15 protein-coding genes are annotated in these 15,061 nt (G+C 42.8%); 12 read left to right on the top strand and 3 right to left on the bottom strand.

Going from position 1 to position 15,061, the window contains the following annotated elements; translation table 11 throughout:
• Positions 1–21: 21 nt before the first annotated feature.
• Positions 22–924, top strand: coding sequence for a haloalkane dehalogenase (locus EHO57_RS09100; RefSeq protein ID WP_135646490.1), 903 nt, complete (start codon positions 22–24; stop codon positions 922–924).
• Between the two features lie 26 nt (positions 925–950).
• Here the strand turns inward: EHO57_RS09100 and EHO57_RS09095 are convergent, their stop codons facing one another.
• Positions 951–1,706, bottom strand: a complete 756-nt coding sequence (locus EHO57_RS09095; RefSeq protein ID WP_135646489.1) for an enoyl-CoA hydratase/isomerase family protein — start codon at positions 1,704–1,706, stop codon at positions 951–953.
• An 84-nt stretch (positions 1,707–1,790) separates the two neighbouring features.
• On the opposite strand from EHO57_RS09095, the gene EHO57_RS09090 reads away from it, so the two are divergent.
• On the top strand, positions 1,791–3,209 hold the full coding sequence (locus EHO57_RS09090) for a high affinity choline transporter 1 (protein ID WP_135646716.1): 1,419 nt from the start codon (positions 1,791–1,793) through the stop codon (positions 3,207–3,209).
• Here EHO57_RS09090 and EHO57_RS09085 read toward each other — a convergent pair.
• Entirely contained in the window at positions 3,174–4,289 is a 1,116-nt protein-coding gene (locus tag EHO57_RS09085; protein WP_135646488.1) for a GGDEF domain-containing protein, read from the bottom strand. The genes EHO57_RS09090 and EHO57_RS09085 overlap by 36 nt on opposite strands.
• A gap of 307 nt (positions 4,290–4,596) precedes the next feature.
• Between EHO57_RS09085 and EHO57_RS09080 the strand changes: the two genes are divergently transcribed.
• The 4 genes from EHO57_RS09080 to EHO57_RS09065 all read left to right on the top strand — a co-directional run bounded on the left by EHO57_RS09080 (position 4,597) and on the right by EHO57_RS09065 (position 9,461).
• Positions 4,597–5,817, top strand: coding sequence for an MFS transporter (locus EHO57_RS09080; RefSeq protein ID WP_135646487.1), 1,221 nt, complete (start codon positions 4,597–4,599; stop codon positions 5,815–5,817).
• Positions 5,818–6,305: 488 nt separating this feature from the next.
• A complete protein-coding gene (locus tag EHO57_RS09075; RefSeq protein WP_135646486.1) occupies positions 6,306–7,193 on the top strand; it encodes a patatin-like phospholipase family protein in 888 nt (295 codons plus the stop codon).
• A gap of 4 nt (positions 7,194–7,197) precedes the next feature.
• A complete protein-coding gene (locus EHO57_RS09070; protein ID WP_135646485.1) occupies positions 7,198–9,099 on the top strand; it encodes a glycoside hydrolase family 5 protein in 1,902 nt (633 codons plus the stop codon).
• Positions 9,100–9,182: 83 nt separating this feature from the next.
• Positions 9,183–9,461, top strand: coding sequence for a TIGR04454 family lipoprotein (locus EHO57_RS09065; protein ID WP_135646484.1), 279 nt, complete (start codon positions 9,183–9,185; stop codon positions 9,459–9,461).
• 38 nt (positions 9,462–9,499) lie between these two features.
• On the opposite strand, the gene EHO57_RS18930 is transcribed toward EHO57_RS09065, so the two are convergent.
• The gene (locus EHO57_RS18930; RefSeq protein WP_246050620.1) at positions 9,500–9,820 is read right to left on the bottom strand and encodes a hypothetical protein; all 321 of its coding nucleotides are present in this window, start codon (positions 9,818–9,820) and stop codon (positions 9,500–9,502) included.
• Between the two features lie 387 nt (positions 9,821–10,207).
• Between EHO57_RS18930 and EHO57_RS09055 the strand changes: the two genes are divergently transcribed.
• The 6 genes from EHO57_RS09055 (at position 10,208) to EHO57_RS09030 (ending at position 15,061) form a co-directional block, all read left to right on the top strand.
• Positions 10,208–10,729, top strand: coding sequence for an RNA polymerase sigma factor (locus EHO57_RS09055; RefSeq protein ID WP_135646483.1), 522 nt, complete (start codon positions 10,208–10,210; stop codon positions 10,727–10,729).
• 28 nt (positions 10,730–10,757) lie between these two features.
• Positions 10,758–11,786 (top strand): FecR domain-containing protein, encoded by a 1,029-nt coding sequence (locus EHO57_RS09050; protein WP_135646482.1) that lies wholly within the window; start codon positions 10,758–10,760, stop codon positions 11,784–11,786.
• 65 nt (positions 11,787–11,851) lie between these two features.
• Positions 11,852–12,412, top strand: coding sequence for a HAMP domain-containing protein (locus tag EHO57_RS09045; RefSeq protein ID WP_135646481.1), 561 nt, complete (start codon positions 11,852–11,854; stop codon positions 12,410–12,412).
• A gap of 127 nt (positions 12,413–12,539) precedes the next feature.
• The gene (locus tag EHO57_RS09040; protein ID WP_135646480.1) at positions 12,540–13,619 is read left to right on the top strand and encodes a DNA-methyltransferase; all 1,080 of its coding nucleotides are present in this window, start codon (positions 12,540–12,542) and stop codon (positions 13,617–13,619) included.
• Between the two features lie 83 nt (positions 13,620–13,702).
• A complete protein-coding gene (locus EHO57_RS09035; RefSeq protein WP_135646479.1) occupies positions 13,703–14,437 on the top strand; it encodes a FecR family protein in 735 nt (244 codons plus the stop codon).
• A gap of 90 nt (positions 14,438–14,527) precedes the next feature.
• A complete protein-coding gene (locus EHO57_RS09030) occupies positions 14,528–15,061 on the top strand; it encodes a DUF1564 family protein (protein ID WP_135646478.1) in 534 nt (177 codons plus the stop codon).

Genomic DNA, 15,061 nt, shown 5'->3' with positions numbered 1-15,061 from the left:
TACGAGTTAGGTTGATTTGATATGCAAACTTATTTAGAAACTCCCTCAGAATCTTTCGCGAACCTGCCAGATTATCCTTTTTCTCCGAATTACGTGCGCGTAGGAGAATTCAAAATGCATTACGTGGACGAAGGTAGCAAAGATGCCAAGGAGATCGTGCTCCTTTTGCATGGAGAGCCGAGTTGGTCTTACTTATATAGAAAGATGATCCCTCCACTCGCAAAGAAAGGTTATAGGGTTGTTGCTCCGGATCTGATCGGTTTCGGAAAATCTGATAAACCCACGGATGCGAATATCCTTACATATGAGAATCATATCAACTGGCTGAAGCAGTTCATAATCTCTCTAGATCTAAAGCATATTACTTTGTTCTGTCAAGACTGGGGAGGTCTGCTCGGCCTTAGAGCAGTTGCGGATCTGGATGATCGCTTCAGCAGAGTTTGCGCTTCTAATACCTTCTTGCCTACGGGGGATGTTCCTCCTAAGGAAGATTTTTTCAAATGGCTAAAGTTCTCTCAAGAGGTAAGTAAGCTTCCGATCGGAAAGATCATCCAGAATGGATGTGTAACAAAGTTGAGTGCAGAAGTGATGAAAGCATATGATTCTCCTTTTCCGGATGAGTCATACAAGGTCGCTGCTCGTAAATTCCCAACTTTGGTCCCTATCTCTCCTGACAATCCAGAATCGGAGAGGAACAGGCAGGCTTGGCTCTTCTATAAGAATTGGAAGAAACCTTTTATCACAATGTTTAGTGACTCTGATCCAATCACAAAGGGAGGAGATATTTTCTTTAGAAGAGTGATCCCAGGAGCGAAAGGACAAAAGCACACGATTATCGAAGGTGCAGGTCATTTCTTACAAGAAGAGAAGGGAGAGCTTTTAGCGGATCTGTTGTCTCAATTCATCCAGAGCAATCCTCCTTGAAGTAGGAACAGTATCGGATCCTATTTTTATTCCGACTTTTGGTTTATGGATTTCGAATATTCCGAAATAATAGAAAGGAAATTCGGATTTTCCAGGAATTTTGCAAATATATCGAATTCTTTTTTTAGATTTTCATAAAGATTTCCTAGAAAGAAATTATTAGAGATCTCTTTCTCGGCTCGGATCAGATCCGTATTCCAGCGAGTCATTTTCTCTAGGACCTTCAGCCCGTGCTGCACTATATCTTCGCCAGTATATAATTCGTCGATAATCCCTAAGGAGACTGCGTCTTGCACTCGTATCGGGTCTCCTAATAAGGTAAGAGAAAGCGCTTTTGTAGGCCCTATTTTTCTAGCGAGAGTAGTAAGTAGGGGAGGGCCGCCGAAACGGATTTCCGGTCTGAACAGAAATGTCTTCTTCTCCGCAATGATATAATCCCCACAGAGAGCGAGATCGAAACCGCCCGCGGAACAAAAACCTTTCAAGACACTGATCACAGGCTTGGGATAAGAATATAGTTCATAATGATATTCTAAAATACGATGACGAAAGGAATCTAATTTGGTATCTATCACTTCCTGCAGATCATAACCGCTACAGAAGTTCTTACCGTTCGCAGTGAGTAAGATCCCTTTTACAGAAGGATCATTCTTAGAATCGGAAAAGATCGATTCGAGTTCGTCCCTGATCTTGATATTCAAAGCGTTGTTCATTTCAGGCCGGTTCAAGGTTACGACGAGCAAGCCGTTTTTATTGTCCAAGAGAAGATGTTGAAAGCTCATAAGAGCCAAATTTTAATAAAGCTTGCATTCCTTTCTTCCACTTTCAGGATCGCATATTCGGAAATTTTCGGATCGGATTTGGATTTGCTAGGTTTATTCGTAATCTTATATATATGTCTTACTATTCTGATCGGGGCGATAGCTTCTAGGTTCGTTAAAAGCTCGCAAGATTACGTCTTGGCGGGAAGGAGACTCCCTTTACTCCTAGCATCTTCCGCATTATTTGCCACTTGGTTCGGTTCGGAAACCTTAATGGGCGCTTCTTCCAAGTTTGTGGACGGGGGAATACTCGCAGTGATCGAAGATCCTTTCGGTGCCGCGCTCTGTTTGTTCTTGGTCGGGATCTTCTTCGCAAGGCCCTTGTATCGAATGAATATACTTACCTTCGGGGATTTATATAAGAACAGATTCGGCCGTAAAGTGGAATTCCTCTCCGCACTCTTTATGATCCCCTCTTATTTCGGATGGATCGCTGCTCAGCTGGTTGCAATGGGGATCGTGATCCAAACTCTCTTTGGTTTCGATATCTATGTAGGTATCCTTCTCGCGTCCATCGTAGTATTAATATATACTTATATAGGTGGAATGTGGGCGATTTCCATTACCGATTTCATGCAGACCATTTTGATCGTGATCGGTTTGGCTGTGCTTGTATGGGACTTGCAAGAAAAGGCGGGGGGATTTCAAACGGTGATCGCGACTGCGAAGCCCGGATTCTTCTCTTTCTTTCCTCCTATGAAAACGGAGGCTATTCTGGCCTATATTGCCGCATGGATGACGATCGGATTAGGATCTATTCCCCAACAGGATATTTTTCAGAGAGTCATGTCTTCTAAATCGGAAAAGGTTGCCGTGTATTCTTCTTTTCTAGGGGGAGGGATGTATCTCACAGTAGCTTTTCTGCCTCTACTTGCGGGTTATTTTGCGAGAAGGGTCTATCCCGAGATTGCAGCCGGAGACAATCAAATGATCCTACCGAACGTAGTATTGGTACATTCTACTTTACTAATTCAGATCCTGTTCTTCGGCGCATTGTTATCCGCGATCTTAAGCACCGCTTCGGGGGCTATCCTGGCTCCTGCGTCCGTTTTAGGGGAGAATCTAATTCGTCCTACCCTAAAGGATCCTTCTGAAAAATTACTTTTGAGAGTGATGAGGATCTCCGTGCTAACGGTAACGATCGTTTCCACCGGAATGGCGTTGAGCGAAACGAATATTTATCAGCTAGTTGCAGATTCTTCTTCTATTAGTCTTGTTTCCCTTTTTGTACCGTTGGTGGCCGCCTTGTTTTGGAAGAAGGCGAATGCGAGCGGTGCCGTGTATGCGATGTTCTCAGGAATGATTGTTTGGTTGTTGATGAGATCCTTCGGACCGGAATGGCTTCCTGCTACCATACCAGCGTTAGGAGTTAGTTTTTTGGGACAATATTTGGGAAGATTCTTCTTCTTTTCTTATTTGGAAGAAGGGTTAAGCGGAAACCCTGTTTCTTCCGCTGGCCTTTGATTCGTACAATTTTAAGTCTGCGGCTTTTAAGAAATCTTCTGCGCTCTCATCCTTCTCCCGAGTCGCAACACCGATGCTTGCAGTGACCGTCCATGGAATATCATCGAAGCTTTCATTTTCTATTCTAGAGCGTATCCTTTCCGCAACAAATCTGGCCCCTTCTCGATTCGTGTTGGAGAGGACTACGCAAAATTCTTCTCCTCCATAGCGAGCCGCAACATCGCAATCACGAACTAAGCTGGCTAAGAGTCTTCCTATGTTTGCGAGTAGCTTATCTCCTACTTGGTGGCCTAAGGAATCGTTCGCCCTTTTGAAATGATCCAAATCTAGAATAAGAACAGATAGAGGGAAATCGTATCTTTTGGAGGCAGAGAGAAGCGTATGCAAGGATTCCATTAAATGTCTTCGATTGAATAAGCCTGTAAGAGCGTCTTTATGGGAAAGTTCCTTTAAGTTCCGATTCGATTCCTCTAGTTGGAGTTGTAATAGATTTCCTTTTAGACGAGCGCTTTCTACGCTGATTGCGGCGCCTAAGCTTGCGATAGAAAAAGCGATGATCGGAGTTGCAACGGATAGGCTGAACTCATTTCCCAAAACAAAGATGAATCCGAGAACAAACCAGGAGAAGTTAAGTAAAACAATAAAGATATACACAAAGAAACTAGTTCGGATGAAAAGCGGAAGCATGAGAAGACCGAAACAATACGCGGAGTAGTCGGTGATATGAGAAAAATCCACAAGCGTGGTGGATGTAGTGGTCAAAGTGAGAACCGTTACATAAGACAAAGTGGCAACATGAGAAAGAGCCTTCCCCTTTAGATCCTTAAGGGCTAAGATGGCTAGCATAAATCCGGAGAAGAATGCGGAAGTTCCGAAACACATTCCATACATGAGTTGGAGAGCGTGATCGATCTGAACGTCCGGCAAGAATACGTTTTGAGAAAATAGAATGGTCGAGATCAAAAGGGTGAAAACGCTTAGGATCCGGACGGATTTATCGTTATCGAAGGATCTGAGTTTGCGGATCTCGCTCGATTTCGAATATAAAAAATCTTTCGTTATATATTTTCTAAGTTCCATGCGGATACTCAGATAGACGAAGGAAGATCTCTGTTTATACAAGACACGTTTCGTAAGCTCTTTCTTTAAAGTTTGAAAATTAGAAATTTATTTACTTGGAATCGAAAGAAAGATAGGCCTTCCTTCGTCCGCCAAACCAATATTCTTCGGATATGATCGAAAGATATAAGACATACGACCCGGTTCTAAACTGAACTTCGGTCTTTTCTTATAAGCAGAGTTGATTAGGAAATAAATTTACTCGATTGAAATGTAAAGAAATGAAAAAAGTCTCCCTTTGTGGCTTACCTAAAAAAACCTGGTAAGCATGGAATTGGTAGCAACAGCAACTCGCCCCAAAATAGTACATCACGAAATATTCTTAATCTTTCTCTTAGCAAGCATACAATTCACCAACATCATGGACTTCATGATCATGTTCCCACTGCAAGATTACTTCTTGAAGCAGTTTCAAATCGATACCACGATGTTTTCGTTCATTTTGTCATCCTATTCATTTGCCGCCGCTGTCGCAGCATTACTTGGAGCGAACTTCATCGATCGTTTTAATCGTAAGTCCGCCGCCATCTTCTTATATACCGGTTTCTTGGTAGGAACAGCTCTTTGCGCGATTGCTCAAACCTATACCTTTCTTTTGTTCGCTCGTGTCGTTGCCGGTATTTTCGGGGGAATGGTAAGCGGAGTGATCCTTTCTATCATCGGAGATGTGTTCCCGGTTGAGAAGAGAGGGAAGGCGATGGGTGGCGTTATGGGTGCCTTTTCTGCCGCTTCTGTGCTAGGAGTTCCTTCCGGTATCCGGATCGCGATCCATTTTGGTTGGAATTACACTTTTGGATTCATTGTTGCAGTCGGAATTCCTATTCTGGTCTTCGCTTTACTGTATCTGCCTAGCATTCCCTCTAAAATGGAAAAGACCCCTCTTGCAGACTTCAGCCAATTAGGGAAGGTCCTCGCTGATATGGATCATATCAGGGCCTTGGTCTTCTTCATGGCTGTGATCTTGGGGGGATTTACTGTCGTAACTTCGATAGCGGTGTACATGGAGAGGAATATGGGCTTCTCCAAACATGACGTGAGCAGCATTTATGAGATCGGAGGGATTTGTACGTTCGCTTCGTCTTGGCTGGTTGGCTATTTATCCGACAGATTCGGAAAACACAGGATCTTTATGTTCCTGGTGCTTCTGGCTATTTTGCCAATTCTTTCGATCACCCATCTTCCTAAGGGTTTTCCGGTTCCTTTGGCCTTGGTTGTGACTACCTTCTTTATGATCTTAGTTTCCGGTCGGGTGATCCCTGCGATGGCATTGATGACTTCTTCTATCAAGCCGGAGATCCGCGGAAGTTTTATGTCCGTAAATTCCAGTTTGCAGAGCGTTGCAACAGGGCTGGGGGCTTTGTTAGCCGGGGCCGTACTCGTTCAGTTGCCTGACGGAACTTTCGAAAGATTTGATATTGTAGGATATCTGGCGGTTGGCTTTAATCTTCTTGCTCTTTATCTTTCCAGAAAGGTGAAAGTCGTTTCCTGAACCACCGAGATGCAAAAGTCATTTTGAAATTCTAAAAAAATTAGGACATTTCTTGACTTTTTAATGCGACAGAATATCGTCTGGCCACACGTAAAAGGAGGTGGTTTAGTTGAGTAGCGACAGTTGCAGCAAGAAAATGACCTGTGAGGTGGCTGAGCAATAGCCCAGACCCCTGCAAAAGGGCCTTTCGGACCTATTGCAATACCATCAGACCACTGGCCTTTCTGAGTTCTGAAAATTGGTCACTTTCGGGCATTCAGCTTTGCTGGACGCAGACACTCAGAAGGTTTTAATTCCTGAATATCACAAGTTAGGAATATTCCTTTTTCGTCGAAGTTACTACAAGATTTCCTTCCCGCATAATCTCGAAGGTAACTCACCTCTCCGATTTGTAGTATCTTCGACAAACCCAACCCTTCCAAACGAATATTACGTCTTGAAATTTACCAGCAAGGCCGAAGACTGGCCGGGCAGGGATTTAGATCGGAATGAAGAGAGCTTTAATCTTATCGGGTGGGGGAGCCAGAGGGGCCTATCACGCCGGCGTATTAAAGTATTTAGAAGAGATCGGCTTCAAACCCGACGTAGTCTGCGGGACCTCTGTAGGAGCTATTACAGCCAGCGCACTCGGATGCGGAATGAACGCAGCCGCCATCACCGAACTATGGAAATCCATAGAGATCCAAAAGGTAATGAAGTATTCCATTTGGAACGACTTTCTGGACCTTATCTTTCGCCGGTTTTCTCCCTTAGCCGATACAACACCTTTAAAATATCTGCTCTATTCCCAACTTGATTTTCGAAAACTAAGAAAGAATCCAATGGAAGTGATCATCACTGCGGTAAACATACTGACCGCCGAGTTGGTTTTCTTCGGGAATAAGGATATAGATATAGAACATGTCATGGCTTCTTCCGCCATTCCTTTGATCTTTCCATGGCAGTATGTGGATGGAAAACCTCATTGGGACGGAGGAGTGATGGCTAACGTTCCGATTCTTCCTGCAGTGGAAAGAGGGGCCAAGGAGATCGTGGTCGTTCTGCTTTCTCCCGTTGGCGGAGTGAACATGGGTTTACCGAGAAGTAGAAGAGAAGGTCTCGAAAGGGTCTTTGAGCTTTCTTTGATCGGTTCCTTCCAAACCATCATGGCCAATTTGCAATATCAAAAGAAGAAGAAAGAGAAGAAGAGAGGCTTTAGTAAATCCCTGTCCCTTCTTTCCTTTTCCGAACCGGAGAAGGCGGACTATAAGATCCGAGTCATAGGCCCAAGAACCTCTTTAGGCTTCGGAAGTATATTAAATTTTTCTCAAGTCCAAGCGGATTATCTGATCAGCCGGGGATACGAAGACGCAAAGGTTCAATTCGGAGAAGATTAATCTAATGTTGGAAGTAAAGATCAAAGACGGGAATTTCGTAGATTCTGAAGGATATATTCTTCAGCTAAGAGGAGTGAATCTTTCCGGGAGCGCAAAGCTTCCCTATAAGCCCGACGGAACCACGCATTTCGATCAGTCTTTGAGCTTTCACGACCATAGAAAAGTATCCTTTATCGGAAGACCTCTCGAAGAAAAAGAAGCGTCGGAACATTTGGATCGCTTACGAAAATGGGGATTTAATTTTCTTCGTTTCTTAGTCACTTGGGAAGCGATTGAACACCAAGGACCCGGCAAGTATGATCTGGCCTACTTGGATTATGTGGAAAGGATGATTGCGCTTGCGGAGAAGAAAGGCTTCTACGTATTCATGGATCCTCACCAAGATGTTTGGTCTCGTTTCACCGGCGGTGATGGGGCTCCCGGCTGGACCTTAGAAGAAGTCGGAATGGACATAGAGAAGATCAAAGAATCCGACACGGCGATCGTGCATCATTTCCAAGGTAGAAATTACCGAAGAATGTCCTGGCCTCTTAATTATCAGAAGTATGCTTGCGCCACTATGTTTACTCTTTTCTTCGGGGGAAGGACCTTCGCTCCGAAGTTGAATATCCGTGGAAAGAATGCGGAAATCTTTTTACAAGATCATTATATAGAAGCCATGTGTAGGGTAGCGAAGAAGGTCTCGAAATATAAGAATGTCCTAGGTTTCGATTCCTTGAACGAGCCTTCTCCAGGATGGATCGGTAAGAAAAATATAGGGGAATTTTCCGGGCTCGGTTTCGGAAAGATCATCTCGACATCTCCTTTCCAAGAAATGTTCCTTTCTGAGGGAAGGACAGTAAACGCACATAACGCGTACATGCTCGGATTTACGGGTGTCCATTTCGGAAGGACTAAACTGAATCCAAACGGAATTCCTCTTTGGCAGGAAGGGAAAACCTGTATATGGAGACAGCACGGTGTTTGGGACTATGATCCGAATGGTGCACCAATGCTCCTAAAACCGAAATATTTCAGGCAGTACAGAGGAAGAGAGGTGGAATTCTATTCAGAATTCATGCAACCTTTTATCAAGAAATTCAAAACTAAGATCCAATCCGTACAGAAAAAGTTCTCCATCTTCATAGAATCCGATCCGGGAAGCTTAGACATAGATTGGGAGGAAAAACCGAAAACAGGCGAAGGATCTGTTATAAACGCGACTCATTGGTATGATGTTTCCGTTCTCATGTTTAAACGTTATATTCCTTGGTTTGGGGTACATATCTTCAAGCAAGTGCCTGTATTCGGAAGAAATAACGTAGCCAGAGCGTATGAAGATACGATCAAGATGATCAAGGACCTTTCCATTAAGAAAATGGGAAATTGTCCCACTGTTATCGGAGAGACCGGGATCCCTATGGATATGAATGGGCGACTGGCTTTTCGGACTAAGAACTATTCTCATTTAGAAGCGTCGCTTCATAGGATCATATCTGCGATCGAAAAGAACTTCGTGCATTATACGTTATGGAACTATACTCCAGACAATACCAATAGCTTAGGAGATAGATGGAATGAGGAAGATCTTTCTCTCTATTCCATAGATACTCCTAAGAGCATAGACGAGGATGGGGGAAGGGCAGTAAAGGCCTTCTCTCGTCCATATCCGATACGGACCAAAGGGGATCCGGAAGCGATCAGCTTTGATATGGAGAAGTCTATGTTCAAGTATTCCTTCCGCAAAGAAGGAGACGAAATCCCGATCGTGGAGATCTTTCTTCCGGAAGTTCATTATGGAAAGGGCTTCGATGTATTAGTGAATGCAGGAACTTGGAAGTACGATGTTAAGAAGAGGATTTTGACCTTTAAGGGTGAGAAGTCTGTATCTTATTATGGCATAACCATATTCCCGGTAAAAAAATAACTTTTCTATAGAACCGTGGTCGCTAAAATGGCGTTCGTCGTTGAACTTTCGCGACATATAATAAATATTCGTAGAGGTGTTGCATGAAAAAAACGCTTTTTTCAATCCTTGCTATCTTTCTTCTTGCAGGTATTATTTCTTGCGGAGGAGCAAAAGTCAGCCAAGCGGAATGCGAACCGGTAGTAGGTGATCTTCTTAAGAATCTTTCTGCCGCTCAAACTCCGGATCAAGCTGCAAAATTCCAAGCTATGCAAGCTCAAATTTCCACTCAGTTATTGAAAGAATGTATGACCGGAAAGTACGATCTTACTTGTTTAAGATCTGCTAAGACAATCGTAGCTCTTCAAACCTGCAAAAAGTAATCTCCTAAGAAAGAGCCTGGTGATCCACTTGGCTCTTTCTACTCTTCTCCCTTTTCATTCGTAATCAAAAAGAAACCCTTTTCTTCCGTATAGCAACCATGTTCCCGATACTGTCCGCTCGGGAAGAAATGAATCTTCTGAGCGTAACGGTAATCTCTCCGAATGCATTTCAGGCAGATATCCCAGCGGATTGCCCAATCACATTCTTCTTCTCTAAATGCGGGTAAAATCCTGAGCAGTGGCTTTACGCTCGGGCTTTCTCCTGGGAAAGCGCTTTCAGGAGAAGAAGATAGATTCCCATGAGATCCCAGTATGCCGAAGCTTAGAAGTAAAGCGAACAAAAGCGTAGTAAATCTCATTTAGGATTGGGCCTTTTCCTAAGATCGGAAAATCAGGGGCCAGTCTGGAGTAGAATTATGTCGTATTAAGGGAATGGTTGTCGAAGATACTACAAAACCTCCCGCTCTTCTTCCCGCTTGACTTTCCCGATCCTGTCACTTCCCAGAGGCGGGGCCTGGCTTGAAGGGAGAAATCTCCGATCACCTTGCTATTCTTCTCGGTCAGAGACAGAGCGGAGTTAGGATAGCGAGAAGAATTATTTGCTCGAAAATTTCCTCTGAATGTAAAAAAGCCAGTTTAGATTTGTTACTTCAATCAAAGCCCAAAGGAGAAAATAGAGAAGGGTAGAGTTACATTGACCGTCGGAATTTACTTGAATTCGCGTTTCCAGCTGAAATATTTGTGCAATGGCATCCCGAAAAGACTTTATGGAAACCCTATATAGGGAATCCAGCGGGAGAATCTTTGACTTCCTGTACAAATACACTGGAAATCAAGAAGTTGCCTCTGACCTAATGCAGGATACGTTTCTTAATTTTTTTAAGAAGTATTCGGACTCTGACCTGAACAAGGAACAATCCCTTAAACTATTATATACCATCGCGAGAAATCGATCCATTAATCACGCCAAGAAGTTCTCTACCGTGAAGGAATCCGGCTCGGATGATATGGGGCATTATAAAGAAGAAGGACAGAGTTTCGTTCGAAAGACCGAGCTCTCCGACTTAGAGACCAGATTGATGGAATGTCTGGGCGATTTGGAAGAAGGAGAAAGATACGCTTTAGTATTAAAGAATATAGAAAATTACACGTTATCGGATATTGCGGAAGTGATGGATATCTCCGTTGCTACTGCATCTAGGCTTGTGGTCAAGGCAACTGCCAAGTTGCTGGAGATCGCGAAGAGCAAGCAAATCTTACCGATGTAATTTGGATAAATAGAAGGCTTAAGGGAAGATGGAAGAGAATTTCGAGGAGAAAATCAGGAAAGCGATCGAAGGGGAGAAGAACGAATATAGTTCTTCTATCGATGCTTTATCGAAACTACTTTCGAAATCCTGGGTGAAGCCTTCTTCTGAGGTTTCCTTCGAACAGATATATGAAAAAGCGCAATCTTCCAAGGTTCTTCCGTTTAAACGCCCTTTGATCTACGCGCTTTCTGCTGCAGCTGCAATTTTGCTAGGCGCTTTTGGCGTCTTCTTATTACAAAATCCTAAATCTTCTCCCGCTGCAGATCAGTTTACCATCTCCGTGTCTAAGATCGTCGGAAAGGGTTACCTTTCCTCTTCGGATTCCGAAAAACAACTGGCGTTGAACGAGGGAGAATCTGTAGGTCGAGGCCAGACTTTGAAGACAGAAGCGGGTTCCAAACTTTTCCTTACGGTTTCAAAGGGAGAAGGAATGGTATTGGAAGAAGCTACCGAGCTCGAGATCCTGAGAGATTCCAAGCAATCCTTCCGATTGAAAACGGGGACCGTACTCGTTCATTTGCATAAAAATTTGAAGAAGGAAGACTTCCGCATCTATACATCTTCCGGGTTAGTGGAAGTGAGAGGGACCAAATTCGAAGTTCGCGAGAATAAGGCAGAAGGGACTATAGTTTCGGTCCTCGAGGGAAGGGTGGCTGCCATCAATACCAACGAGTCGGATAGAGGAGAACAGGTCTTAGAACCAGGGCAAAAGATCCGTCTTGAACCGAAAGGATTTCATCGTTCTTTTCTATCTTCCGCGGAACAACGAGGCCTAAATCTGAAGTTCACCGAACTCAAGGTAGATGAGATCCCGAGAAACACGGAGAGGTCTTTTTCCGATAAAGAAGATCTCTTTAAGGAATACCAAAGATTGGAAAGAGTCGTGCTTTCGAATGGGGAATCGCTTGAAGGGGTGATTGTCGATATGGACGAAAGTTTTATGTATTTGCAAACCCTCAAAAACGAAATAAAGATACCGAGGGATTCCGTGAATGAGGTGATTCAACTTCGATAAAAAAGAAATATTTTTGACATGTGGGGAATTTTCGAGAAATTCTACCTAAGAAGGTTCATCTCTATATGTCTGAAGAAACCGTAAACCCACCTACAAAAATTCCCAGATACAAAAGGCATCTCGCAAACTATCTGATCGATAAGGATTTTCAGCTAAGATTCTTCTTAAACTTTTCTTTATTGTTTATCTTCGGACTTCTGCTTACCCTTGGTTTCCTATTCTGGATCCATTCTACGAAATACGATAAAGGCGTTGTGTTTCGACTTCGCGAGGATACCGTAAAGTTCTATCAAAAGGGCTTCGAGGTCGTTAACGGAGAAGAGAAGGAAAAGTACGTTGAGAAGGAATATGCTCTTCCGGATTACGACCATGGCTTGGATCTTTTTACGATCCAGTTTCGTGGGATCATTCTTTTCTCCACTCTATATCTGTTCTTATCGGCTGCCTTTGTCTTAGTGTATTCTCATAAAATGGCAGGGCCGATCTATAATATAAAGAAAAACCTACGCTTGCTATTGGACGGCAAGGAAGTGGATAAGATACGGATCCGAAGTGGGGACGAATTTCAGGATCTCGCCGACTTATTAAACGAACTAATAGATAAGAAGATCCATCACCACAAATAGGCCAGAAGGATCTCTCTTCTTTGCTTATTTGATACAAGATTTATTATAATATTCTAAATTTGAAAAATATCCAATTATACTCTGATCTTTCTCTTTTGGATCACCTTCTCCTGAAATCGGAACCAATATGAAAACTGTATTGGTTCCGAATACGAAACATTATCTACACCATTCCGATTCCAGGAGAATGAAAGCGCTATCCAGCGAGAGTGTGGATCTTGTTTTAACATCTCCCCCTTATCCAATGGTAGAGATGTGGGACGATCTCTTTAAAAGTTGGGATAAGAACACTAAGAAATTCCTAACTAAAAATTTAGGCAACGATGCTTTTGAGAGTATGCACGTCCAATTGGATCTGGTCTGGAAGGAATGCTATCGTGTCTTAAGACCCGGGGGGATCCTTTTAGTCAATATAGGGGATGCGACAAGAAGTATCGGAGGAGAATTCTCCCTTTTCTCAAATCACTCTCGAATTCTACAAGTATGCCGGAATCTGGGCTTCACTTCTTTACCGGATATCCTTTGGAGAAAACAAACTAATTCCCCCACTAAGTTCATGGGCTCGGGGATGTTTCCAGTTGGTGCTTATGTTACTTACGAGCATGAGTACATTCTCGTTTTTCGAAGAGGTTCTTTAAGAAAATACTCGAAAGAAGAAGTGGAGATACGACGAAATAGCGCCTTCTTCTGGGAAGAAAGAAATAAGTGGTTTTCCGATATCTGGGAATTGAAAGGAGAAAGGCAGATTTTTAAGGATGTAGGAGCTTCGCGCGAGAGAACTGCCGCTTTCCCATTAGAGTTCGCCTATCGCCTTGTGAATATGTTTTCTATCAAAGGGGATACCGTTTTAGATCCGTTTTTGGGCACTGGGACTACTTCTTTAGCCGCTCTATTGAGTTCTCGGAATAGCGTGGGGTTTGATTTAGATCCTGGGATTTTATCGATTGCTAGGAAGAAGCTGTTGAGTGCGGGCGGAGTTTCGTCGAAGTTACTACAAAATCGAGTCCAAAGTCACTTAGAGTTCGCCGCTGAACGAGAAGCAAACGGAAAGAAATTAACTCATACAAATAAGTATTTCAATTTCCCAGTGGTCACGTCGCAGGAGAAGCAATTGAGTTTCGAGTTAGTGAAAGAAGTATACGAAAACGAAGACTCTTCTGTTCAAACGACTTATTTTCCGTTCGATGCAGAAATTCCGGTAAAATAGTGAAATTTTAGTTGTTGTCAATATTATATTTCCTGAAACAATTTTAAGCAAAGTAAGAAAAGAAATACAATAGGCGCTTATTGATGAACCTCCGAAAAATTCTCGCAATATCAATATTTCTGTTATCCTTCGGTGTGAATCTTCATTCCTTATTCGCGGCAGATGAGGTTGCTATCGTTCTATTTGTGGTTGGAGAAGCTTCCGGGCTTCAAGATGGCAAAAAAGTAAGCCTTAAAAAGAACGTTGTTCTAAAAAAGCAGGATGAAATAGAAACAAAAGAAGGAAAGGTTGATCTACAGATTGGGCCTTCCGTAGTCGTTCGCATATCTCCCTACACGAAAGTTCGCTTGGCAGAACTGAGTTCGGATGGAAAGGAGAATAAATCGAAAGTCGCCCTCGTTTCGGGAAAGATTTTCGCTAGAGTAGATAAAAGCGGGAAGAAGGAAGATTTTGCTGTTTCTTCTCCTTCCTATAATGCAGGTGTTCGTGGTACACAATTCGCTTTAAGTGAGGAAACGGACGATCAGAAAAAAGATAATCCTGAACATGAAGACTCTGATATTCCAAATGGCATTTTTGTGAAAGAAGGGGAGGTCGGAGTTACTACAGACAACGGGCAAAGTTTTCCAGTAAAAGCGAATGAAGAAGCCGTGCTATCTCCTCAAGGGCTTTTGAAGCAACCTTTAGAGGAATTCATGCGAGAGAAAATGAAAATTCTCGATGGATTTAAAAGAATCAGCGAAGATAATTATAAGTTATTAAGAGATCAAAAATTGCAAAATCAAGAACTATTGCATCATACTAAAACGACAGATTGATTTCTTCGAAAGTTTTGTAGTATCTACGACAAAACCACACTATCTCATTTTTTTGCGATCACTTTGAAGTAACTGGAGCTGATACTTGGTATGAGCCTATCAGTTGTTTTTCAAAAAGATAAAGTTGAAAAGAAGGATAAAATCCTTAAACATTCCTATCCATCCACCGCATTGATCCCGTTAGAATTATGGGAACAAATTCCTTCGGTTTATAAGAATAACTTTCAATATTATTTAGGAATTCTCCGAGGAAGATATTCCCATCTTCTTCGAGCACAAGACTACTTAGGAAAAAGTTCATTGCGAACTACGTTTCAAGAAAAGGGTCTGAACCTAATTCGGCATAGCTATCGCCCGATTGAAGCACACTATCAGGAATTAAAGAGTATCGCGATTGGTCATGGTGTCTCAATAAATCTGCTCATTGCCTTGATGATCTTTTGGGATTCTTGTAAATTCATGAAAAAGTTTTTGAGCGATTTCTGGAATGGGCGAAAGCCTCCAGCAATTGAAGTTTTGCACGTTTCCAGGGTTTTAGATTTGGAGGCGCAAGAAATAAGGCTATTTTCATTTCAGTGTCCGACCCGGTTTTACCTGCCCAGAGGGTCTACCCATTGGATTTAG

It is taken from the genome of Leptospira langatensis (genome assembly GCF_004770615.1).
Classification (GTDB): Bacteria; Spirochaetota; Leptospiria; order Leptospirales; family Leptospiraceae; genus Leptospira_B; species Leptospira_B langatensis.
This window is presented reverse-complemented; position numbering and strand designations above follow the sequence as displayed.